A 23014-nucleotide genomic window follows, 5' to 3' on the forward strand; every position below is an offset into this window, starting at 1 on the left:
GATCACACCGCAGCCAGTGCTGTCAGGAGCTTCGATGAACGAGACATTCACGTCCACAACCGTTCTCGCCGAGCCGTACCTTCAGGTTCGCGGCATCGGCATGACCTTCGGCCCCGTCACCGCACTGTCCGGTGTCGACATCGACATCAGACCGGGACAGGTGCACGCTCTTCTCGGCGAGAACGGCGCGGGCAAGTCGACGCTGATGTCGATCATCTCGGGAACCCAGACGCCCACATCGGGATCCGTCGTCGTCGACGGCGTCGAGCGGACCGCTCTCACCCCGGCCGACGCCTTGGCTCTCGGCATCTCCATCGTTCACCAGACTCCGGCCCTGTTGCCGGACCTGACGGTCGCCGAGAACCTCGTGCTGGCCATTCCTCGGACCATGCGTCCCTCGGTGTTCGAGATGGGCCCGTGGGTCACCGAGAAGTTGGCGGTGGTGGGCTGCACCGTCCACCCCGACACCAAGTGCGGTGACCTTCCCATCGCGGAGCGTCAGCTGATCGAGATCGCCAAGGCGCTCGCGACCGACACCAAGGTGCTAATCCTCGACGAGCCGACCGCGCCGCTGGTACAGGACAAGGTGGATCTGCTGTTCGAGCAGGTGCGCCGGTTCGCCGCAGCCGGGGTGGCGGTCGTCTACATCACCCACCGCATCCCCGAGGTCCGGGAACTGGCGGACACGATGACCATTCTTCGCGACGGCCGGGTGCGCGGCTCCTACGATCCGCAGTCGCTCACCGACGACGAGATCATCACGCTCATCGCAGGCCGCGACGTCGACGCCGTGTTCCCGCCCAAGGGAACCGGGCCGAGCGCAGACGGTCTCGTGGTCGAGAACCTGTCGAGCCCGGATTTCGACGACGTCTCCTTCACAGTCGGCGCAGGCGAGATCGTCGGACTCGCAGGCGTCGCAGGCAACGGACAGGTGGCACTGCTTCGAGCCCTCGCCGGCCTGAGCGAGTCCACCGGGATCGTGTGGTTGGGCGGTGACCGGTTGACGCTGAAGTCCTCGGCGGACGCCCACAAGGCCGGCATCGCCTTCATGCCCGCCGACCGCGCGGGAGAAGGGGTACTGCCGGACTTCTCGATCCGAGAAAATTCCGCGCTCGGTGCGTTCGGTCGCTTCGTCCGCCACGGGATCATCGACAAGAGCCGCGAAAGGAAACTGACGTCGGCGATGGCCGACTCGCTGACGGTGAAGGCACCGAGCGTCGACACGGCGGTGGGCAATCTATCGGGCGGAAATCAGCAGAAAGTGGTGTTGGCCCGAGCGCTGCTGTCGAAGCCCGCGCTGATCCTGGCCGAGGAGCCGACTCAGGGCGTCGACGCCGGTGCGCGCGCCGAGATCTACCGCGAGCTGCGCGACGCCGCCGACGCGGGCATGGCGATCGTCGTACTGTCCTCCGACGCCGTCGAACTCGAAGGACTGTGCGACAGGGTTCTGGTTCTCTCACGCGGCACCGTGGTCGAATCGCTCAGTGGTGATGCGGTGACCGAGCACAACATGATGCAGGCGATGGTGTCGGCGACCGGTCACCGAAACAGTGCGGCGACATCCGGTGCCGGCGCGGTGGACACGCCGCCCAACAAGCTCGTTCGATCGTTGCCCGCGTACATCCTGCTCGGAGCCATCGTCCTGCTGTCACTGATCGCCACGACGCAGAACGTGCGGTTCCTCGGTGAGGCCAACATCGTGTCGGTTCTGCTCACCACCACGGCGCTCGGCTTCATCGCGCTCGGCCAGATGCTGGTGGTGATGACCGGCGGTATCGATCTGTCGGTGGGACCGCTCACCGGATTGGTGCTGGTCATCATGTCGTTCTTCTGGTTCGACGGGGCCTCGGTGGCGAGTCTGGTTGCCGGTGTCGCCGTCGCGGTGGCGGCAGCGATCGTCGTGGGTGCAATCAACGGCGGACTGATTCGAGGCCTGGGGTTCACCGCCGTCGCAGCAACTCTGGTGACGTACATCGGTATTCAAGGAATATCGCTGCTGCTTCGGCCGGAGATCGATGGATACGTCGACTTCGCGATTCTCGATGCGATCAACTACAGCATCGGTCCGATTCCGGTGGCGTTCCTGATCGCGGTACTCGCCGCCGTCGCGCTCGGCGCGGTTCTGCGATACACGCGACCCGGAATGGCCCTGCGCGCGTCGGGATCCGACAGCAGCATCGCGGAGAAGATGGGCGTGCGCAACGGTCTCACCGTGACCGCGGCCTACATCGGCTGCTCGTTGATGACGATGCTCGGCGGGATCATGTTGGTCGGTCAGGTCGGCGTCGGTGACCCCAACCAGGGGATCGGTTTCACCCTGTCGGCCATCACCGCGGTCGTCGTGGCCGGAACACTGTTGCGCGGCGGTAGCGGTTCGCCGGTAGCGGTACTGCTCGGAGCGCTACTGCTGCAGGTGATTCTGGCCCTCGCCAACTTCCTGCGCCTGGGTACGGCATGGCAGTACTGGTTGCAGGGCGCCATCGTCATCGTGGCCGCCGTACTGTATGTCGCTTTGCAGCAACGTAATTCGGCCCGCAAGCACTGATCGCCCGCATACCAACGTCATACAGAGGAGACAACAGTGAAAGCACTCAGGTTCGTCGGAGAGAATCGGGCCGAGGTCGCCGATCTCGACATCCCGACCATAGCGGCGGACGAGGTTCTGATCGCCGCACGATCGGTCGGCGTCTGCCATTCCGATATCGAACTGCTCGAGGGCCGCTACATCATCCCGTTCGAGTACCCGATCATTCCCGGACACGAATGGTCCGGTGAGGTCGCGAAGGTCGGTGCCGACGTCGACGGCTTCCAGGTGGGCGACCGTGTCGTCGGAGAATGCGTCATCGGCGATGACCACTTCGGGTTCTCCATCAGCGGAGCCGCGGCAGAGTTCTTCGTCGTCAAACCCGCATGGCTGCACAAGCTTCCCGACGAGGTCTCGTTCACCAGCGGCGCGCTCGTCGAACCGTTCAGCTGCGGCTACTACGGACTGATGCGTGCCGGAAACGTCAACGCGAGCGACGTACTCGTCGTACTCGGAGCCGGACCGATCGGCCTCGGGGTGGTGGCCGGCGGCGCAGCACTGGGGGCGACGACCATCGTGGTGGAACCATCCGAGGGACGTCGGCAGGCCGCGCTGGAACTCGGTGCCGCCCATGCGGTCACCCCGGAGGAGGTCGACGAACTACTCGACGGGGTCAGTGGCGGCCGAGGTGCCGACGTCGTCGTCGAGGCAACCGGCCGACCCGAGGTGATGGCCAGTGCACTCGAACTCGCCGGGCACCGCGCACGGGTGGTGTACATCGGCATCGACGTCGGACGATCGGCACCGGCGAAACTGGGGCTCATCCAATCCAAGGAGCTCGACATCCGCGGTGCGATCGGCTCGCCGGGCGTGTGGCCTGCGACCCTGCGCTTCATCGCCAGGAGTGGGCTCGATCTCGGTGGACTCGTGACGCGGGAAATAGCGGCCGACGATGCCGTGACCGCTCTCGACGAGGCACAGAAGCCGGCCGAGAACATCAAGGTGCACATCACCTTCGACGCAAGTCTCTGATTTCCGAACCCATACGACACCGAGGACCCTTCATGTCTCGTCTGACCGACAAAGTCGCCATCGTCACCGGATCCGGCAAGGGAATGGGTCGCGCTATGGCAACGCTGTTCGCTGCCCAAGGAGCCGCCGTCGCGGTCACCGACGTCTCCGAGAGCGACGGACTTGAGACCGTCCGGATGATCGAGGAGCAGGGTGGGCGGGCGGCGTTCTGGCGATTGGATGTCAGTGACGAAGCCGAGGTGTCCTCGGTGTTCGAGCAGGTGACCGCGACGTTCGGAAAACTCGACATCCTCGTCAACAACGCCGGCATCTCCGGCGTCGACAAGCCAACCCACGAGGTCACCGAGGCCGAGTGGGACGCAGTGTTCGCGGTCGATGTGAAGGGCGTCTTCTTCTGCACCAAGCACGCCATCGGACACCTGCGGGCCAACGGCGGTGGCAGCATCGTCAACATCTCGTCGATCTACGGGCTCGTCGGCTCGCACGAGATGGCCCCGTACCACGCGGCCAAGGGCGCGGTCACGATCATGACGAAGAAGGATGCGGTGACGTACGGACGCGACGGCATCAGGGTCAACTCCGTGCACCCCGGCACCATTCTGACTCCGTTCGTGCGTGAGCTGGCCGAACGTAGCGAGGGTGGATTGCGCGGCTATCTCGACATCATGGAGCCCAAGCATCCGATCGGTCACGTCGGTGAGCCGGAGGACGTCGCCAACGCTGTGCTGTTCCTGGCCAGTGACGAGGCGCGTTTCGTGCACGGCGCGGCACTGGTGGTCGACGGCGGTTACACGGCGGTGTGAGACCGCATCACTTCTGTCGGCCGACCACGAACCAGATTGCGACGCAGGTCTCGTCGTGTGGGTTGCTCAACCGGTGCGGAATGGACGAGTCGAAGTGGAGACTGTCGCCCGGGCCGAGCACCTGGCGAGCGAAGGCGACCTGAATCTCCAAGCGTCCGGACAGGATATGGATGTATTCCTTGCCGCCGTGGTTCATCAGGTTGTCCGCGGGGCAGGATTCGGTCCCGGCAGGGTAGGTGACTCGGAGGAACTCCACGTCCGGATCGTCGTCCGGGGTCAGGCGTTCCCACCGGACTCCGCCGAGGTACAACTCGGGCCGTTCGTCGGCACGCTGGAGACCCGGGAGCGCTCCCACTTCGGGGAGCGGCTGAACCGAGGATGTTCGCGAGCTGCCGTTCGCATGCGCCACCTCGGTGCGGTCCGTGAGCGTCGGCCGTGCCGAGGGCACCGGGGCCGGGGTCTCGAGGTCGTGCGGTGCAACGTCTTCGGCCATCAAGGAGTCGAGGGACAGACCCAGCTCGGTGACCATGGCATACAGCGTCCCTACCGAGGGTGCCGTTCGGCCGAGCTCGACCTGGGAGATGAAGCTGGGGGACAGGTGAACTCGACGGGCCATCTCGCGCAGCGACATGTTCGCCTTCTCACGCGCTCCGCGTAGACGCAGGCCCATCTGCGCGTTCATCTGAACGGCCGTCTCGGTCGATTCGACCTGGACAGTTTCTTCGGTCATTCTTTCGCCGCCTCCCACCTCTGCCTTCACCGTCTCCCCCTGCTGCCGGGTGTACGCACCCACTGGACGGACGGTAGTGCATCGATTGTCTCATTGCTCGGTCATTCCGCTGTTCCGCGTTCGTACAAAGGTTTTCACGGTGTGACGCTTGGCACTGAACATGTGCAGTGTTACTCTACACTCAAGAAGTAGCGTGCATCACATTCAATGTTCGTCCAGGAGGAATCGTGCCCGACACCATGCAGGCCGCCGTGTACCACGGCGCGCGCGACATCCGCGTCGAGGAGGTTCCCGTTCCCCGACGCGGGTCGGGTGAGGCGCTCGTACGCGTTCTACGCTCGGGTATCTGCGGCACCGACGCCTCGGAATGGGTGGCCGGACCCAAGACCTTCCCGGTATTGCGCCGGCATCCGAACAGCGGGCATCAGGGCCCGTTGATCCTCGGCCACGAATTCGTCGGCGAGGTGGTGGAAGCAGACCCCGACTCCGAGACGAAGATCGGAGATCTGGTGGCCACCGGAGCCGGAATCTGGTGTGGCACATGCCGACGCTGCCGGGAAGGCCGCACCAACCAGTGCGCGACCTACAAGACCCTGGGACTCAACGTCGACGGCGGCATGGCGGAGTACGCGAGCGTCCCGTCGAAGACATTGCGCGCGCTGCCCGAGGGGCTGTCCATCGATCACGCCGGACTCGCTCAGCCCTTGGCCGTCGGGATTCACGCGGCCCGGCGCTCGGGTGCCCGTGACGGGGACAACGTCGTCGTCATCGGTGCCGGTGCCATCGGCTCCTTCGTCCTTGCCGGACTGCAGCACCTGGCCGACGTCGAGGTCACCGTCGTCGACTTTCCGGGGAAGAGACTGGATCGCGCCTCGCGCCTCGGGGCACACCGCACGATCACCCCGTCCGACGACCTCGGCGCGGACATCGTCGAGGCTCTGGGCGGAAAGAAACCCGATGTCGTCATCGAAGCGAGCGGAGCGCCCGGCCAGCTGGTCTCGGCGTTGACCATGGTGGCCGATGGTGGCCGCGTGCTCGCAGTAGGAATTCCCAAAGAGAAACCGGAGCTGGATGTGCATTCGCTCGTCTTTCGAGAGATCACTCTCGAAACCACCTTGGCCCACGTGTGCGACACCGATCTGCCTGCCGCACTGGATATCCTGAACACCGGACCGCTCGGCGGAGAGCTGGCCGAGACGCCCGTCGGACTGGCGGCACTGCCCTCGGAGTTGGACAGGCTCTCGACGGGCAAGGTCGAAGGCAAAGTCCTCGTCGATCCGGCGATCCGATGAGCGCGCCCAGCAGAGCGGCACTCGTCATCGGTGCCACCGGCATTGCCGGCCAGACGATCTCGCGTCAACTCGTCGACGCCGGATGGACCACCTACGGTCTGGCCCGCGGCACGACCAATCCGGTGGAGGGCGTGGTGCCGGTCTCGGCGAATCTGCTTGATCCGGAGTCGCTGGCTGCAGCACTCGACGGCGTCGACCCGGAGATCGTGTTCGTCACGGCCTGGATGAAGCAGGACTCGGAGGCCGAGAACATCGAGGTCAACGGGAGCATCGTCCGCAACGTCCTCAGTGCGATGAAGGGCAAGTCCGCACTGCGTCACGTCGCGCTGATGACCGGCCTGAAGCACTATCTCGGCCCGTTCGACGACTACGCGACCGGTGTCATGGCCGAAACCCCGTTCCACGAGAGCGAACCCCGGCTGCCGAACCCGAACTTCTACTACACCCAAGAGGACGAGCTGTTCGCAGCGTCGGAGAAGCGGGGGTTCACCTGGAGCGTGCACCGAGCGCACACCGTCTTCGGCTACGCGGTGGGCAACGCGATGAACATGGCACTCACCCTCGGGGTCTACGCCGAGATCTGCCGCGAGACCGGAGCTCCGTTCGTGTTCCCCGGCTCGGACACCCAGTGGAACGGGCTGACCGACATCACCGACGCAGACCTTCTCGCCGAGCAGATGATCTGGGCGGCAACGCATGCCGAGGGCGAGAACGAAGCGTTCAACATCGCCAACGGTGACGTGTTCCGCTGGCGCTGGATGTGGCCGCAGATCGCGGAGGCGTTCGGCGTCGAACCCGTCGGGTTCTCCGACGCCCCCAAGCCGCTCGACGACCGCATGGAAGACGCCCCGAAGGTATGGGCGGAGATCGCCGCGAAGCACGATCTGGTCGAAGCCGATGTCGAGCGTCTCGCGTCCTGGTGGCATACGGACGGCGACCTGGGCCGCGACATCGAATGCCTGACCGACATGACCAAGAGCCGCAAGGCCGGCTTCCTCGGGTTCCGATCCACGTTCGAGAGTTTCATGGACAAGACCGAAAGCTACCGCGCGGCCGGAATCCTCCCGAGGAGTCAGCGATGAACGAGCAGTCGCAGTTCACGAACAAAGGTGCCATCGTCACCGGTGCCGGCAGCGGAATCGGTCGAGCGGTGGCGCATCGACTTGCGTCCCTGGGTGCGCGGGTGCTCGCCGTCGACATGAACATGGCGGCCGCGGAGCGCACCGCGTCAGAGTCGGACGGCGAGATCCATCCGTTCGCCGCCGACGTGTCCGTCCACGATCAGGTGAAGGCCTATGCGGATGCCGCGACCTCGCTGATCGGTGAACCACGACTGTTCTTCAACAACGCCGGGGTCGAGGGAGTGCACAAGTCTATCGTCGACACCACCGAGAGCGAATGGCGATCGGTGGTCGACGTCAACCTCAACGGAATGTTCTTCGGGCTCAAGCACGTACTCCCACTGCTGCGTCGGTCCGGAGGTGGAGCGGTGGTCAACACCGGTTCGATTCTCAGCCTCAAGGGCGCTCCCGATCGCTCCGACTACGTGGTGACCAAGCATGCCGTTCTGGGTCTGAACCGCAGTGCTGCAGCCGAATCCGCCGCTCACGGCATTCGAGTGAACTGCATCTGCCCCGGGCCGGTCGACACCCCGTTGATGTCGAGGTCCGAAAGTCTGGTCAACCCGGACGATCCGAACTTCGAGCGCGACCGATTCATCGAAGGCACACCGCTGCGGCGCTACGGATCACCCGAGGAGATCGCCGAGCTGGTGGTCTTCCTCCTCCGCGAGGACGTCGGCTATCAGACCGGTTCCGCGGTCACCATCGACGGTGGAATCACCGCGGTCTGACGCGGACACCCCCTGCACACAGAACATCGACTACAGGAGAAAGCTATGCGCGCCGCGGTATTTCACGACCGACACGATGTACGGGTAGAAGACGTTCCGGCCCCGAAGGTCGGCCCCGGCGAGGTTCTGCTTCGTCCGTTCTTCTGCGGCATCTGCGGAACGGACCTGCACGAGTACGCCTTCGGTCCGATCGTCATTCCGACCGAACCCCACGCACTCACCGGCGCAAAAGCGCCGCAGGTGTTCGGCCACGAATTCTCGGCGCGCGTGGTCGAGATCGGCTCCGACGTGACGTCGGTCGAGGTGGGCGATCGCGTCTCGGTGATGCCGCTCGTCACCTGCGGCAAGTGCTACTACTGCCGACGCGGACTCAACCACCTGTGTGTGATCATGGCCTGCACCGGGTTGAGCTGGGGCGGCGGAGGAATCTCCGAACTGGTTGCGGTGCAGGAACAGCAGGTATCGGTGCTCCCGGACAGCGTCAGTGACGTCCAGGGCGCTCTCATCGAGCCGGCAGCGGTGGCCGCCTACGGTGTCGACTGCACCGGCCTGAGAGCAGGCGACACCATTCTCATCACCGGTGCGGGACCGATCGGTGCCCTGTCCGCTCTGTACGCACACGCATCGGGCGCGGCGAAGATCATCGTGTCCGAGCCGAATGCCAAGCGTCGAGCGCTGATCGAGGCCTTCGGCATCGCCGAGGTACTGGACCCCACCGTGCAGGACGTGCCCGCCGCGGTCCACGCACTGACCGGCGGTATCGGAGTCGATGCCGCAGCAGAATGCTCGGGCCACCAACACGGACTGACGGCCGCACTCGGCAGCGTTCGCTCCGGCGGAACCGTCGCCCAGGTCGGTCTGCACGTCAAGCCGGCCACGATCGATCCGATGGCCATGTCCAACAAGGACCTGACCCTGGTGGGTACCTGGTGCTACCCGGTGTACGACTGGCCGCGCATCATCGCCCTGGTCGCATCCGGACGCTACCCGGTGGAGAAGGTCGTCAGCGAGATCATCGACGTCGAGAACATCGTCGCCGACGGATTCGAGCGGCTGCTGGACCCCAACGGTGACGCCCAGAAGCTTCTGGTTCGGGTCGGCAACGCACCGACGTCCTGATCGATACCGCAGTATTTACCCCCACGCTAGGAGAACCAATGCACATCGGATTCGCCGGAGTCGGCCGCATGGGTACCCACATGGTGCGCCGCCTCCTCGAGGCGGGCCACACGGTCACCGCCTACGATATCTACCTGACGCCGGAGACCGCGCCGGCCGAACTGGTCGATCGGGGAATGACGATCACCACGACGCCCGCCGATCTGGCCCGCGCCGAGATCTCCTTCAGCATGTTGCCCGATGCTGCAGCGACCGAGGAGGTGCTGTTCGGTGAGCACGGAATCGCCACGGCCGGTGCGTCGGAGCACCTTCACGTGGTGATGGGTACGGTCGGTCCGACGGCCGTGCGCGAGTTCGCCGAGCGCGCAGCAGGTTCGGGCACCGCGGTGGTCGACGCCCCGGTCTCGGGCAGCGTGAGCCTGGCCGATACCGGGCAGATCACGACGATGGTCGGGTGCGACGACGAACAGTTCACCTACCTGAAGCCGATCCTCGAGGCAGTGACGCGCGCGCAGTTCCACACCGGTCCGGCGGGCACCGCCTCGGTGGCCAAGCTCGCGGTCAATTCGGTTCTCGCAGCACTGAATCAGGCCGTCGCCGAGGCGTTGATTCTGGGCGAGTCGGCCGGCTTGGCCCCGTCCGCCCTGTACGAGGTGCTGGGATCGAGTGCGGTCGCTGCGCCGTACGTCGGCTACAAGAAGGAGCACTTTCTCGATCCGGACGCCGCGGGGGTGGCATTTCCGTTGTCGCTCCTGCACAAAGACGTGGGCCTCGGACTTGCATTGGCCCGCGACCATACCCTCGACCTTCCTCAGGCCACGACCGTCGGGAACGTTCTCGACCGGGCGTTGGATTCCGGGCTCGGGGCGAAGGACATGGCCGCAGTGCTCGAATTCCTGAAGCCCGCCGAATCCTGACGGTCAGGCGAGGGCGTCGTAAACCGCGCGCACGTACTGCTCCGCCCGGTCGGAGCCGATGATTCCGGGACCCATGCGGTTCATCACGTAGGAGATGGTCAGCTTCGAGTCCGGGTGCAGAACGGTCAATGATCCGCCCCAGCCGCCCCAGAAGCAGACCTTGCCGTCCGGGATGTAGGGCATCGATTCCTGTTGAGGCAGAGCAAAGCCCAGGCCGAAGCGCAACGGAATGCCCAGGGCGAGATCGACCCCGTTGGATTGCTCCTCGAAGATCGTGTCGATCGTCTCCGGGCTCAGCAGACGTACGCCGTCCACGGTGCCGCCTCGGGAGATGACCGACAGGATTCTCGCGACCGATCGGGCATTGCCATGCCCGTTCAGTGCACCCATGTCCGCGGCGCGCCACGCCGGGGTGTTCGCCGACGAGGCCTGCACCAACGGTCCGAGAAAGGTCCTGCGACGCACCATCGTCGGGTCGGGCACGCCATCATCGGTCGGCGGTGGTGGCGGTACGACGTCGGCGATCCGATCCCAGTCGGTCTCGGCGGCACCGATCTGGAAATCGGCACCGAGGGGGCCGGCGATCTCGTCGGCCACGAACTGCCGCAACGATGTTCCGGTGACGCGTCGGACGACTTCTCCGATCAAGTGGCCTTGGCTGGCCGCGTGATAACCCGAGGTGGTGCGTGAATCCCACCACGGTGCCTGCGCCGCCAGCCGCGAGGTGGAGAGTTCCCAGTCGTAGAGGTCCTCCTCGCTGAACGGTCGGTCCCAGCCCGAGACCCCGGAGGTGTGCGACAACAGGTTCCGGATCGCGATGTCGTCCTTACCTGCGGCTGCGAACTCGGGCCAGTACGACGCCACCGGCGCATCGGGATCGACCAACCCACGGTCGATCAGCATCAATGCCGCCAGACACGTCACCATTTTCGTCGTCGACCACACGTTGGTGATCGTGTCCGACTCCCACGGCAAGCGACGTTCGGTGTCGCGATGGCCGCCCCACAGGTCGACGGCGGTGTGGCCGTCGATGTCGACCACGATGGATGCGCCCAGTTCGGCGCCGCTGTCGAGGTTGGCGCTCAGGTCTTCTCGTACCGCGGTGAAGCGTGCGTCGCAGTGACCGTCAATCGTCATGTGTTGCACCCAGAATGCGGTGGACAGCCAGTTCGACGTACCCGTCGGCGACGTCCTCGATGCTCAGCTCGCCGCCGTCGTGGAACCAGTTGCTGATGCCGTTGAGCATGTCGGTCAGGGCGAACGACGCCAATCGCGCGTCCGGGACGGTGAATTCACCGCTGCGCATTCCGGCGGTGATCACGTCGCGGACGCGTCGTTGGTACTGGCGGCGGTAGTCCTCGATGACGCTGCGGTGCTCAGGGGTCAGTGAGGCCAACTCGTGCAGGCCGACGATGTACTCCACCCGTCGCCGGTTCAGATGCACCAGGTGCGCGCGCACCAGAGACGACAGGCGTTCGGTGGGGGTCCCGGCCGCGTCGAGCAGCGGCAGGTTCTCCTCGGCCGGTTCCTGCGTCACCGTCAGACAGATCGCGAAGAGGATGTCTTCCTTGGACGGGAAGTGGTGGTAGAGGCTGGCACCCTTGATGCCGACGGCGTCGGCGATATTGCGCATCCCCACGTTCGAGTAGCCCTCACGCGCAAAGATATTGGCGGCGTTGGCTACGATGTCGTCTCGTCGTTGGCGAGTGCGTTGCTGTCGGGGGAGAGCGGTGACCTCGGCCAGTTGCGTTGAATCGGGCTGAGTCATACGGTCTCCTCGACCGCCGCCAACAGTCGCAGTTCACGCTTGAGGATCTTGCCCTGCGGGTCGACGGGCAGTTCGGCCACGATGTGTACCGACTTCGGGGCCTTGTACGACGCCAACTCGGTGCGGCAGTACTCGATGATCGCGGCCGGGTCGGCGGTCACTCCGTCGCGGGCGATGACGAAGGCGGTGACGGCCTCGGACCAGTACGGGTCGGGTACTCCGACGACGGCGGCGCGCAGCACGTCCGGGTGCGTGTGGATGGTGCGTTCGACTTCCTGCGACGACACGTTCATCCCTCCCGACTTGATCATGTCCTTCATTCGATCGTAGAAGAACAGGTTGCCGTCGGCGTCGATACGGACCATGTCGCCGGTGTGTACCCAGCCATCCCGGAACACCTCGGCGGTGCGTTCGGGGTCCTTGAAGTAGCCGAGCATCACCGACGGTGTGCGGCAGAGCAATTCACCGATCTCGCCCTCGTTGCCCGCAGGGTCGACAACCTTGATCTCGAGGTGGGTGACGGGCTTACCGATCCACGACGCGTCGCCGTCGGGGATGTCGTCGAGGGTGGAGAACCAGCCGACCGAGCCGAGCTGCGAGAGTTCCGACTGTCCCCAGTAGGTACCCCAGATGGCCTCGGGTGCGGCGGCGGCCCAGGCGCTGATCGTGTGTGGCGACACCTGGCCACCGTAGGTGAGGCAGCGTCTGACCTGGCTCACGGTCTCGGGGCCGAATTGCGCGTCGCGGGCCAGGGCCAGGTAGAACGTTGGCGTCTGGGCGATGACGGAGATCTTCTCGGCGGCGATGATGCGCAGTGATTGCGCCGGGTCGACTGTCGCAGGCAGCACGAGCGTGGCACCCATCAGTGTCAGGGTGGTCATCGAGCCGAGTCCGGCGATGGTGTGGAAGGGCATGACGAACAGCCAGGTGTCCTCCGGCCCTGTACGCAGGCCCCAGCTCCACGCGGGCGCGGTGGAGATGAGGAAGTTGCGGTGCGGGATCATCACGCCCTTGGGAGCCGCTTCGGTTCCCGAGGTGTAGATGACCATCGCGACGTCGTTCTCGTCCATCTCGACGTCCGGCTCGGTGGATGGGGTGTTCGCCGTCAGTGCGGCGTATTCGGGTCCGAACGTCACCAGGGTGGTGGCGTCGGGCTTCACCGAGGAGATGATCTCGGCGTAGGCCGGATCGGCCACCACCACAGTCGGTTCCGCATGTTCGAGTTGGTGCTTCACCTCGGCTGCGCGGTACATTACGTTGATGCCTGTGAAGGCTGCTCCGGCTTTGAGCGTGCCGTAGTACGCGACCACCACGTCGACGCTGTTGCGAGCCATCGAGGCGACGCGGTCGCCCGTGGTCACTCCGAGGTCGACCAGCAGGTTGGCGAACCGGTTTGCGCGAGAATCGAGTTCGCCGTAGGTCGTGACCTCACGCGTGCCGTCCGCCGCGTAGCTGATGAATGCGACCTTGTTCGGCTGCGTCCGCGCATGACGACGAAGTTGATCGCCGATGGTGGCGCGTCCGATGGGGGAGCGGTGGTGGGTGGCAGTACCGGGCACGGCGGACTCCTTCAGGTACGAGCTTCTACAGGGCGGGGGAGAGTGCAGCGGAGTCGAACATCGGCTGCGAGAACGTCTCTGCCGCAACGATCTGCTCCACGGGATCGCGAGTGAGCTTGCGCGGGAACGACTTCTCCGGATAGCCGACGGCGATGTGTGCGGCGGTGATGTATTCGTCCGGGATGCCGAGCAGTTCGCGGATGGCCGGTTCCTCGTGGCACAGCAGCGTCGTCACCGCGGTGGCGACGCCCTGATCGCGCAGGCTCAGGCACAGGTTCTGCACGGTGGGGTAGATGGAGGCGCCGCCGACGACGGAGAGTCGTCCGAGTTCGTGGTCGGTGGGGTGCAGTCCGTCCAGCGCGGCGCAGACCACCACAATGGCGGGCACCTCGGCGAGGTGGCGGGCGAAGTAGTCGGCGTCCTGCACGGTCTTGGGCAATGCGCCGACGGCGACGGTTCCGCCGGTGATGCCGGCGAAGTAGGCGTCCCACATCGGGAGGTAGAGATCGGCGAGGGCCTGCTTACGGGCGGCGTCGCGCACGACGATCCACCGCACGGGCTGACGGTTGCCGCCCTGCGGGCCGAAGCGGGCGACGTCGAACGCGGCCTTGAACACCTCGTCGGGAACGGGATCGCTGAGGTACCGCCTGCAGGTGCCGGTGGTGCGCATCGCCTCGGTGAGTTCCATGGGTGTTTCCCTTCGCCTGTCCACTGTTAGGTAGTGCTATGAAGCATCGTGTGGCGTGGGCCACATTGTCAAGGGTTAAAAAGCTGTGAATGTCGGGATTGCGAATCCCTTGCGCAGAATTGCCTAACCGTGGTTAGTTGAGCTGTCGGAGTCGGATGGAGCAGCGCGCAACAGGAGGTACCGGTGTCCACAGACGCAGCAACGGCAGCGGAAACCGTGGGTGGGGTTGATCGGGATCGACTCTCGCGGGCTCTCACTGCGGCCAACCTGCCCACGCTGGTGGCGGTGCTCTATCAGTTGACCGGCAATCCCATGTGGCTCGCCGATCCGTATCGCCCCACGCGTAGTCGGGGGATGGACAACAACGACACGGGAGGATTCGACGACGCAGTTGCCGACCGCATCCGCTCCGCAGCACTCGACGCGATCTGCGCGTTCCACGAAGGCACGCCCATGGCGGTGCCCTCACCTGACTCGGAGCACCTCGTCGAGATGATCAGCGTGGCCGTCGGTGAGCAAGTTCCTCCCGAGTTCGGCGTCATGGTCGCCGAGGACATGGGCTTCACCGCCGCGGACAGTCCGGTGGCGGCTCCGAACGATCTGTCGGTCATCGTGATCGGTGCCGGCGTCTCCGGAATGCTCGCCGCCATCAAGCTGCACGAGGCGGGCATCAGTCACACAGTGCTGGAGAAGAACTCCGACGTCGGCGGTGGCTGGTTCGAGAACACCTACCCCGGTGCGGGCGTCGACACTCCGAGTCACCTGTACTCCTACTCCTTCGCGCCGCGGGCCTGGAGCACGCATTTCGGCAAGCGCGACGAGGTGTGGGAGTACCTCAGCGACGTGGCGTCCGAACACGATCTGCGGCAACGCATTCGGTTTGACACCGAAGTGGCGACCGCCGAGTACGACGCGCAGAGGCAGGGATGGACCGTCACGACGGTCGACGGCGAAACGCTGACCGCAGACGTGGTGATCACCGCTACCGGTCAGCTCAATCGGCCGAAGGTGCCGAATATCCCCGGCCTGGAGTCGTTCGACGGGCCGATCTTCCACACGGCGAACTGGCCGGCCGATCTGGATCTGACCGGTAAGCGCGTCGCCATCGTCGGTACCGGGGCCAGCGCCATGCAGGTGCTGCCGGCCATCGCGTCGACGGTGGGGCATGCGACGGTCTTCCAGCGTTCGCCTCAGTGGGTTGCGTCGAGCGACGTTTATTTCACCGAGATGAGCGACGACGCCAACTACTTGATGGATGTCGTGCCGCTGTATAGGCTTTGGTACCGGACCAGGTTGGCCTGGAACTTCAACGATCGCGTGCACAGCTCGCTGCAGGTCGATCCCGAGTGGGAGCATCCGGCGCGCTCGATCAACCCGGTGAACGACGCGCATCGACGCGTGTTCACCCGCTACATCGAGGCCGAGCTCGAAGGCCGACCAGATCTGATCGAGAAGTCGTTGCCCGATTACCCGCCCTTCGGTAAGCGGATGCTGCTCGACAACGGTTGGTACGCCGCGCTCAAACGCGACAACGTCACCCTCGTCGCCGACGCCGTCTCGTCCATCACCGCCAACTCGGTTGTGGCACGCGATGGTTCGGAGACCGAGGTCGATGTGGTGATCCTGGCGACGGGCTTCGAGACGCACAAGCTGCTGACGCCGATCGACGTGCGTGGGCGATCGGGGGAGTCCATTCGCGATATCTGGGGCCCCGAGGATGCGCACGCGTATCTCGGTATCACCGTCCCGGACTTTCCGAACTTCTTCATCACCTGCGGTCCGGGAACCGTACTGGGTCACGGCGGCAGTTACATCACCATCGCCGAATGTCAGGTTCGCTACATCGTCGATGTGTTGATCGACATGGTGGACAAGCGAATCGGAGCCATCGAGTGCAAGGCCGATGTCGAGGCGGAGTACGTCCGCAAGCACGACGAGGCGCACGCCAAGATGATCTGGTCGCACGGCGGCATGGACAACTGGTACCGCAACGACGCCGGACGCGTGGTCTCGACGTTGCCGTGGCGCATCGTCGACTACTGGGAGATGACGCGGCGCGCCGATCTGGACGACTTCGTCATGGAGCCTCGACGGGATGAGGCTCGCTGATCAGTTGGACGTCGCCTGCTGCATCGAGAGTACGAAGCCGTGGCCGCCACCCGCGTCGCAGATCATCGCCTCGACGCGGGAGAAGCACGTGAAGCCGTTGAAGGTGATGGATGTGTTGTATTCCAACACTTTCTGACCCTCGGCCCCGAACACCCCTTGGTTGAAACACGTGGGGGCGACGTGTCCCGGGTCGAGGTAGAAGCCCTTCGACAGCATGTCGACGCTGAACGTGGTGTTCGGTGCGCAATCGGTGCCTGCGCCATCGGGTACCGGTGCATCGGACGCCTGGCAGCCGGAGGAGAACGGGCCCGATCCGATCTTGCAGTACACGTTGCCGGACGGGGACTTCCATGCAACTTGATTGTCGGGCACGGAGTAGCTGGCCGGGTCGACCGGTGTGATGGGCGCGGTGTTGTTCGCGGGATTGTCGGCCGTCGGTTCCGTACCGGTCGCCGAGGGCGTGTCCGTCGATTCGTCGGCACCATCGGTGCTCGACGGCGCTGCGATGGTCACCTGTGGTGGCGTGGGCAGCTGTGCGGTGACGCTGGTGCTCTGGGTCGGCGCGGCAGCCGGGGTGTCCTCGCCGCCACAGGCCGTCAGCGCGAAAGCGGTCAGTGATGCGGTGGCAGCGAGGAGGGCGGTTCTGCGGAACACTCGGAGCTCCCTCATCAGAACGCGATGTTGACGTCGCGGGAGATTATGAAGCCTCGGTCGCCGTCGTAGCAGGTGATGCCCGCTTCGGTGGAGCGACAGAAATTGCCGGTGACTCCGATGACCTGACCGTATTGGAGAACCTGGGTGTCGCCGTTGTTCGGATCGCCGACGAAGATGCCCTGGTTGGTGCAGATCTGTTCGACGGTGCCGTCTTGGTTGATCTGCACCCCGTAGGTGTTGTTCGCCGTGTTCGCGCATTCTCGGCCGGTGTTGCCCGGTACCGAGTAGCGGACCTGGCAGCCCACGATGGTCCCGGGAGCGTTGAACGAATTGAATGCGCAGAACACATTTCCGCTGGGGGATTGGAAGAAGTACTGGCCGCCGGGCTGCTCGTAGTCGCGCGCATCGACGTTGACGTCGTCGCGGTTCGGGGCGGGCGGTACTGCCGGTGTGTCCGCAGCGGTGGGTACGGCTTGTACCGGGGTGACTATGTCGGGAGCCTGTGCGATTCCGCCTGCGCCGCTACCACCGTCGGATTCGGTGGACCCGTTTGCCGACGGAGCAGCCGCTGCGCTGGTGGCAGGCGTGGGTGGGTTGCTCGCCGGCTGGTCGGCACCGCAGGCGGTGGATGCGAGGGCAGTAGCGGCGATCAGCGCGCACATGGCCACGATGTTTCGGACTTGCCTCATTCGATGGTCCTCACCGGTGGCTGCGGAGTGCGTCACCTCTGATTAGTGAATCGAACGGGCCAAGTGGTCTGTTAACGTCAGTCGTGTCACGACCCCATCACGAATCGGTATACGGGTGGTCCTTTTGTCGCTGTGACTGCGAGGGTGGGTTCGGTAAAGACTCAAGAACTACTTGATGTTTCAGGTTCAACCTGGAGTTCGTGGTGCGAGGCCAGAAACGGTCCGGTATGTCGTTGTGCGACATGATCGAAAGGCGTGCTGTATGCGAAAGACATTGCGGCGAGCGGTCGTATCGATCGCACTCGTAGTTCCCCTGATGCTCGGGATCGGTACGGGAACGGCCGTGGCAGCTCCGCAGACCACGCTGCTCCAGATTCCGGTGGTCACCGGCTTCCAGATCGCACCCGGTGCCGTGCCCGGAGGTTTGTTCCAGACCATTCCGATGAAGGCCACGGTCGGTACCGAGCCGGGTGTTCTGCTGCTGTCCGCGGCGAATATTGCACCGTACGCAGACCAGTATCCGTACCGAAGTCTCGGTGTGAACTGGCGAAACTGGGACATTGGCTTCCGTGGAAGCGCGGGACTGCGGCATTGGCAGGAAGACCCCAACCCGGCCCCGCCCAACGACCTGCCGCCGCTACACAGTGAGCAGTACCCGCGCGAAGTAGCTCTGCCCACCGGAAGTGGCTGGGTCGAGATCACCGTGACCCACTACCGCGATTACTACGACGGCGAGCCCTACGCCGACACACTGATCCCGGGCAAAGGCCTGATCTACGTGCCCTGATTGTCCACCCGAAAGGAAACTCGATGAGGACATCGATCCGATGCGGAGTCGCCGCCCTGGCGCTGTGCGTCCCCCTGGTCTTCGACGTAGGTGCCGGCACCGCCTCCGCTGCGCCGCAGGAGTCGGTACTGCAGGTGCCGGTCGTGACCGGGCCGGAATTCGTCCCTGCGGGCGTTCCCGGCGGACTTGTTCAGACCATTCCGATTCGCGCGGTGGTCGGCGAGAAGCCGGGTGAGGTGCGCTTCTCGGCCGCCGATATCCGGCCGTATTACTACCAGTTCGCTTACCGGCACCTGACGGTCAACTGGCGCAACCTATCCACCGGTGAGGTGGGCTCCGCCGGCTTGCGGCACTGGAACGACGAGATCGATCGGACTCAGCCGGCCAATCAGGGCGGTCCGCAGGCCTACCTCCTGCCGACCGAGGTGACGGCTCGGACGGGCGCGGGTCCGGTATTCGTGACGGTGACCCACGACCGCGAGAATCCCGATGCGTCGAACGCTCTCATCCCCGGCTTGGGTGTGTTGTTCGTACCCTGACACGCGGGGCTGTAGGCGCTCAGGTACCCAGATCGCCTGCGATATCGGCGGCGGCGAGCATCGAAACCAGGAGCGGCACAACTCGTTTGGCGGCGATTCGATAGTCGCCGCGACCCTGCTGCTCGACGATGTTCGCCGAACTCAGCGTCTTGAGGTGGTGATAGATCTGCCCGGACGAGCCGACTCCCACCGTCGCGTGCAGATCCGCCGCGTTCGCGGGGCCGCGCAGCAGTGTCCGCACGATCTGCAACCGCACCGGATGTCCCAGGGCGGCAAGCACCTCCGATGCGGAGGGAATGGGTAACTCCACGATGGCGTCGGGGGAGTAGCCGATGTCCCAGCGGACCGTTCCGTGCAGATGCACGTCGCCTTGGTAGGCGACCATGCCGCCCGTCGACGGGGCGGCATCGAGCTGCTGGGGGGTGTCGCGTCGTTCCAGCTCGGCGACGCGGGCTTCGAGCTCTGCCAGTCTCGATTCGAACTCTGTGCTCACACCACGCAGGCTATCCGGTCGAGAACCTCGGGCGAGAGCATCGCCTCGACGATGAGTTGCTGTTGTGCGCCGGCTCCTGCATACGCTTGCTCGAATCTGTCTGCAGAAAGACCATCGGTGAGCCACACTGCCGTGGCGACTGTTCCGTCGTTACGGCGCAGCTCGAATCCCTGGGTCAGTACACCGGGGAGGCTGCCACCTTTGAAGCCGATACCGCGGACGCTGTCACCGGCAGGTTGCCATTCCAGTTGGCGCACAATGGTGTCGGATGCTGCGCCGTAGGTTCCGTCTGTGAAGGCGCGATACATTCCGTTCAGTTCTTCGGCAGAACCGCGGCTGAAACTGCTCTCGACCCGGGCGACCTGGTCCTCGTAGGTCGGCACTTGCACGGACGCCTCGACCTGGGCCCGGAACTGCGGGTCGAATGCCCACTTCTGGGCGATCTCCCAGGTATCTGCATCGGCGAGTTCGGGATCGAAGATCGAGAGCATGTCGGCCACCATGCTCGGTGCCTCGAAGTTCTCCCAACCTCCGGTTGCTGCGGCGTCGACGAGGGCTTGATCGCCGAGTCGGTAGCGGAGGTAGTCGGGAACCGAGTTGTCGCTCTCCTGGATCATGGCCGAGACCATGTCGTCGATGCGAACCGTGGCGTTGGGGTCGGTTGCGTTGGTGCCGGTGTTGGCAATGCCCAGCCGGGTCAAAGCACTCGGATGAGCGTTGGCGTCGGTGCCAGGTACGTACCAACGTTCCCAATCAGTGAGCGGCACTTGCTGGTTCGGGTCGATGATGCCGTTCGCGACTGCCTGGGCGTAGGCGGCGAGATGCACCACTTTGATTGCGGATGCGAGTACCTGCTCTTGGTCGGCCCGATGTTCGACGGTTCGGCCGCGGCCGTCGTCGATGACGAGGCTGACGGTGTCGGGCGCCTGATCGATCAGTCCGATCCACCCGTCCTCGGTGGCGAGGTCCGTCGAGGTGACGGCGGCGCAGTTCTCTGGCGTCGGGGTAGTGGCGGTCGTTGCCGCTGTGTCGGTGTCAGTAGCGCATCCACCCACCAGAAGCACGGCTGCACAGGTGGTCGAGATCCAGGTCGAGCGTCGCATCGAGTTCTCCCATCCGTTATTCCGTAATTACGGATAAACATAGAAGAGCTATCGTGATCCCACAACCCTCGAATGTTCGCTCTCGCACGAGCCGTGCCCGTCAGTGCTTGGTTGTGTCGATCCAGAAGCGCAGTTCGCCCTCGTGGTTCAGGCCATCGGGGATGCCTCCGTTGCGTTCGACGACTATGACGGACGCTGGGTTGTCGGGTGAGACCGTCAGCAGTGCGCGCGGGATTCCCAGGTCTGCGCACGCGTCCAGGGCCAGTCGCAGCATTCGGGTGGCGTGGCCGTTGCGCTGCCAGGGATACACGACGTGGTAGCCGATGTGACCACCGCCTTCGTCCTCGGTGAGGCGGTGACGCAGCACGAGAGAGCCGATGTAGTACTCGCCCGAGGTGTACCAGAAAACTTGGGAGGGAACACCCCAGCGTTCGCGGACTCCGACGCGATCGGCGGCAAAGCTCTCGAAGTCGATACTCGCGGCTCGCAGCCAGTCGGTGCTCCGACCGCGATGAATCGAGTCGGCGAGTTCACCGACCAGATACGACGTCTTGACCCGAGTGTGCGGCGTGGTCAACGACGGCGGAGTCGGTAGTTCGATCATCCGATGAAGCTACCAACGCGATTGTGGTGGACTTTTCAGAACAAGGTGGGTGCGTTGTAGCTGCCGAATCGTGCGTCGTCGAGTCGGGCGCTCCAGCGCTGCACGAGCCACATCTCGACGAGTTCGGGACTGGTGTCGATCTCGTTGGCCCAGCTCGTGATGAGGTCGACGTAGCGGTCGTAGCGGCGACGGGTGAAGCCGGTGACGGACGGGTCTTCGAGCCATCCTTCGTGGATGAGAGTCGAGACTCCGTATTGGTCGATCAGTTGGGCCGGGCCGCCGTAGACCGAGGCGCTCACCGCCCACAGAAATGTGGCCATCAGTGAGACTCCGACGCCCGGGGCGTCCGGCCATCCCGAGCGCGTTTCAGTCGGGTGCTCGGGCACCTCGCGGTTCCGGACGCAGTAGTCGAGCACCGCGAGGGTCTTGGCGACGGGGTTCTCGTCAGGGTGCGTGAGATGTGGATTCATGACGTCGGGGAATCTCCGCGCCGCTCGGCGATGTGTGTGACTGCCCTGCCAGGCTGCACACAGAAACAGCAGGCCGAGCGAATCATGTTCGCCTACAGCTAGATCGGTGCTGATGCGAAGATCGTTGCGTTGGATTGTGGCATTGCCGTACTCGACGATTTCGCCGTCGAGGTTGCGGCCGCGCAGTCGTAGATCATGACCCGCCCTGTCGAGGTGGCCGTTCCACCAATCCAGGTCCACCTGCACGCCGTCGTCGAGGACATGCAGTTCGTAGGTGCGGTGCCGACACCACTGCACGCAGGCCTCCGGTGGCGAGAACCCCTCGTCGCGTTGTGACATACCGCTATCGAAGCATCGGGTTCCGACACTTTGCGGCTGCTGTCATTCCGAGCGAGTTCCGGCTGGTCTGTCGTGCTGATCAGACTTCTCGTGTCCGATCATTGCTAGTAGCGCCAACTTGTCGGCATCGGGGCTGCCGAGAGCAGCGGTGTACAGGATCAGGTGCTGGTCAAGTTCGACGAGCTTCAGCGAATCGCAGTCCACGGTGATCTCTCCAACGGCGGTGTTCCGAAAGGTCTTTCGCTGGGCGGGGGAGACTGCAACGTCGTGTCGATCCCACAGTCGAGCGAAGTCGGGGCTGCCGTCGCGCAGTTCGGTGACAAGGTTGCTCACAGTCTCGTCTGTCGGATATCGGGTGAGTGCGGTGCGGAGTTCGTTGACCACGCTGTGGCGGAAGTGGACGTCGTCGGAGATGCCGTAGAGCCGCTCACTTGGCTGCTCGGTGCCGAGGAAGGCTTTGCGGGCAAGGTTGCGGTCACGAGGGGTGAGGCTGCCGAAGTCTTCCATGAGCGCTGCGGCGAGATCGTTCCAGGCGAGAACCTCGAACGCGGCGGACGTGACGATTCCGGCGGTCTGGGGGAGTCGTTCAAGCAGTGCGAGAATGCTGGGCCGAACCTCCCTCCGGAGCAGACCGGATCTCGCGGGTGCGGTGCCGGCGAGCGCGTGCAGATGTTCCGACTCGGTGTCGTCGAGGCACAGGGCAGCCGCGATACCTGCCAGCACCTCTGCCGACGGGCGTGGCGCGCGGCCCTGTTCGAGGCGCACGAAATACTCCGTCGAAATGTGCGCGAGCACGGCAACTTCTTCACGGCGAAGACCCGGGGTTCGGCGACGAGGGCCGGCCGGAAGTCCCACATCCTGTGGTTGGAGCTTTTCGCGGCGGCTGCGGAGAAACGCCCCGAGTTCCTGCTTGTCCATGAGTTCGATTGTGCCCCCAGAAGAG

Annotated in this window: 23 protein-coding genes; 11 read left to right on the top strand and 12 right to left on the bottom strand. The window is 64.7% G+C overall.

Going from position 1 to position 23014, the window contains the following annotated elements; genetic code table 11:
- Positions 1-34: 34 nt before the first annotated feature.
- From CH296_RS17890 to CH296_RS17900, 3 genes are read left to right on the top strand one after another with little or no spacing between them, the layout of a single operon-like run.
- Positions 35-2545 carry an ATP-binding cassette domain-containing protein gene (locus tag CH296_RS17890; RefSeq protein ID WP_094685385.1) on the top strand — a complete coding sequence of 837 codons (2511 nt, stop codon included), beginning with the start codon at positions 35-37 and terminating at the stop codon, positions 2543-2545.
- A 36-nt stretch (positions 2546-2581) separates the two neighbouring features.
- Positions 2582-3556, top strand: a complete 975-nt coding sequence (locus CH296_RS17895) for a zinc-binding dehydrogenase (protein WP_094685361.1) — start codon at positions 2582-2584, stop codon at positions 3554-3556.
- 32 nt (positions 3557-3588) lie between these two features.
- Positions 3589-4359 carry an SDR family NAD(P)-dependent oxidoreductase gene (locus tag CH296_RS17900; protein WP_094619633.1) on the top strand — a complete coding sequence of 257 codons (771 nt, stop codon included), beginning with the start codon at positions 3589-3591 and terminating at the stop codon, positions 4357-4359.
- 7 nt (positions 4360-4366) lie between these two features.
- Here CH296_RS17900 and CH296_RS17905 read toward each other — a convergent pair whose 3' ends face one another.
- Positions 4367-5152 carry a helix-turn-helix domain-containing protein gene (locus CH296_RS17905; RefSeq protein ID WP_256980490.1) on the bottom strand — a complete coding sequence of 262 codons (786 nt, stop codon included), beginning with the start codon at positions 5150-5152 and terminating at the stop codon, positions 4367-4369.
- A gap of 164 nt (positions 5153-5316) precedes the next feature.
- Here CH296_RS17905 and CH296_RS17910 point away from each other — a divergent pair, with 164 nt between their 5' ends.
- The 5 genes from CH296_RS17910 to CH296_RS17930 are packed head-to-tail and all read left to right on the top strand — an operon-like array spanning position 5317 to position 10269.
- Positions 5317-6381 (top strand): zinc-binding dehydrogenase, encoded by a 1065-nt coding sequence (locus tag CH296_RS17910; RefSeq protein WP_094619634.1) that lies wholly within the window; start codon positions 5317-5319, stop codon positions 6379-6381.
- Positions 6378-7463 (top strand): SDR family oxidoreductase, encoded by a 1086-nt coding sequence (locus CH296_RS17915; RefSeq protein WP_094685362.1) that lies wholly within the window; start codon positions 6378-6380, stop codon positions 7461-7463. Before CH296_RS17910 ends, CH296_RS17915 begins: the two co-directional genes overlap by 4 nt.
- The gene (locus CH296_RS17920) at positions 7460-8233 is read left to right on the top strand and encodes an SDR family NAD(P)-dependent oxidoreductase (protein ID WP_094685363.1); all 774 of its coding nucleotides are present in this window, start codon (positions 7460-7462) and stop codon (positions 8231-8233) included. The genes CH296_RS17915 and CH296_RS17920 overlap by 4 nt, the downstream gene beginning before the upstream one ends.
- A 45-nt stretch (positions 8234-8278) precedes the next feature.
- Positions 8279-9352: a 2,3-butanediol dehydrogenase gene (locus CH296_RS17925; protein ID WP_094685364.1), complete on the top strand. Its 1074-nt coding sequence runs from the start codon at positions 8279-8281 to the stop codon at positions 9350-9352.
- A gap of 38 nt (positions 9353-9390) precedes the next feature.
- Positions 9391-10269, top strand: coding sequence for an NAD(P)-dependent oxidoreductase (locus tag CH296_RS17930; protein WP_094685365.1), 879 nt, complete (start codon positions 9391-9393; stop codon positions 10267-10269).
- 3 nt (positions 10270-10272) lie between these two features.
- On the opposite strand, the gene CH296_RS17935 is transcribed toward CH296_RS17930, so the two are convergent.
- From CH296_RS17935 to CH296_RS17950, 4 genes are read right to left on the bottom strand one after another with little or no spacing between them, the layout of a single operon-like run.
- Positions 10273-11406: a serine hydrolase gene (locus CH296_RS17935; RefSeq protein ID WP_094685366.1), complete on the bottom strand. Its 1134-nt coding sequence runs from the start codon at positions 11404-11406 to the stop codon at positions 10273-10275.
- Positions 11396-12037 (bottom strand): TetR/AcrR family transcriptional regulator, encoded by a 642-nt coding sequence (locus tag CH296_RS17940; protein WP_094685367.1) that lies wholly within the window; start codon positions 12035-12037, stop codon positions 11396-11398. The genes CH296_RS17935 and CH296_RS17940 overlap by 11 nt, the downstream gene beginning before the upstream one ends.
- On the bottom strand, positions 12034-13596 hold the full coding sequence (locus tag CH296_RS17945; RefSeq protein WP_094685368.1) for a class I adenylate-forming enzyme family protein: 1563 nt from the start codon (positions 13594-13596) through the stop codon (positions 12034-12036). Before CH296_RS17945 ends, CH296_RS17940 begins: the two co-directional genes overlap by 4 nt.
- Before the next feature lie 25 nt (positions 13597-13621).
- Positions 13622-14284, bottom strand: coding sequence for a nitroreductase family protein (locus CH296_RS17950; protein WP_094647190.1), 663 nt, complete (start codon positions 14282-14284; stop codon positions 13622-13624).
- Between the two features lie 183 nt (positions 14285-14467).
- Between CH296_RS17950 and CH296_RS17955 the strand changes: the two genes are divergently transcribed.
- Positions 14468-16393 (top strand): NAD(P)/FAD-dependent oxidoreductase, encoded by a 1926-nt coding sequence (locus tag CH296_RS17955; protein ID WP_179277757.1) that lies wholly within the window; start codon positions 14468-14470, stop codon positions 16391-16393.
- Here the strand turns inward: CH296_RS17955 and CH296_RS17960 are convergent, their stop codons facing one another.
- Together CH296_RS17960 and CH296_RS17965 are read right to left on the bottom strand one after the other, a co-directional pair.
- On the bottom strand, positions 16394-17047 hold the full coding sequence (locus tag CH296_RS17960; RefSeq protein WP_143546375.1) for a hypothetical protein: 654 nt from the start codon (positions 17045-17047) through the stop codon (positions 16394-16396).
- 14 nt (positions 17048-17061) lie between these two features.
- The gene (locus tag CH296_RS17965; protein ID WP_094685388.1) at positions 17062-17736 is read right to left on the bottom strand and encodes a hypothetical protein; all 675 of its coding nucleotides are present in this window, start codon (positions 17734-17736) and stop codon (positions 17062-17064) included.
- A 262-nt stretch (positions 17737-17998) separates the two neighbouring features.
- Between CH296_RS17965 and CH296_RS17970 the strand changes: the two genes are divergently transcribed.
- Together CH296_RS17970 and CH296_RS17975 are read left to right on the top strand one after the other, a co-directional pair.
- A complete protein-coding gene (locus CH296_RS17970; RefSeq protein WP_256980491.1) occupies positions 17999-18523 on the top strand; it encodes a hypothetical protein in 525 nt (174 codons plus the stop codon).
- Positions 18524-18546: 23 nt separating this feature from the next.
- Entirely contained in the window at positions 18547-19062 is a 516-nt protein-coding gene (locus CH296_RS17975; RefSeq protein ID WP_256980492.1) for a hypothetical protein, read from the top strand.
- Between the two features lie 19 nt (positions 19063-19081).
- On the opposite strand, the gene CH296_RS17980 is transcribed toward CH296_RS17975, so the two are convergent.
- From CH296_RS17980 to CH296_RS18000, 5 genes are all read right to left on the bottom strand, one after another.
- Entirely contained in the window at positions 19082-19555 is a 474-nt protein-coding gene (locus tag CH296_RS17980; protein ID WP_094685370.1) for a helix-turn-helix transcriptional regulator, read from the bottom strand.
- Positions 19552-20658, bottom strand: coding sequence for a serine hydrolase (locus CH296_RS17985; protein WP_094685371.1), 1107 nt, complete (start codon positions 20656-20658; stop codon positions 19552-19554). Before CH296_RS17985 ends, CH296_RS17980 begins: the two co-directional genes overlap by 4 nt.
- A gap of 100 nt (positions 20659-20758) precedes the next feature.
- Positions 20759-21262 carry a GNAT family N-acetyltransferase gene (locus tag CH296_RS17990; protein WP_037190839.1) on the bottom strand — a complete coding sequence of 168 codons (504 nt, stop codon included), beginning with the start codon at positions 21260-21262 and terminating at the stop codon, positions 20759-20761.
- Positions 21263-21297: 35 nt separating this feature from the next.
- The gene (locus CH296_RS17995) at positions 21298-22071 is read right to left on the bottom strand and encodes a hypothetical protein (protein WP_094685372.1); all 774 of its coding nucleotides are present in this window, start codon (positions 22069-22071) and stop codon (positions 21298-21300) included.
- A gap of 42 nt (positions 22072-22113) precedes the next feature.
- A complete protein-coding gene (locus CH296_RS18000; RefSeq protein ID WP_094685373.1) occupies positions 22114-22989 on the bottom strand; it encodes a helix-turn-helix transcriptional regulator in 876 nt (291 codons plus the stop codon).
- Positions 22990-23014 lie beyond the last annotated feature (25 nt).

The organism is Rhodococcus sp. 14-2496-1d (assembly GCF_002259365.1).
GTDB lineage: Bacteria > Actinomycetota > Actinomycetes > Mycobacteriales > Mycobacteriaceae > Rhodococcoides.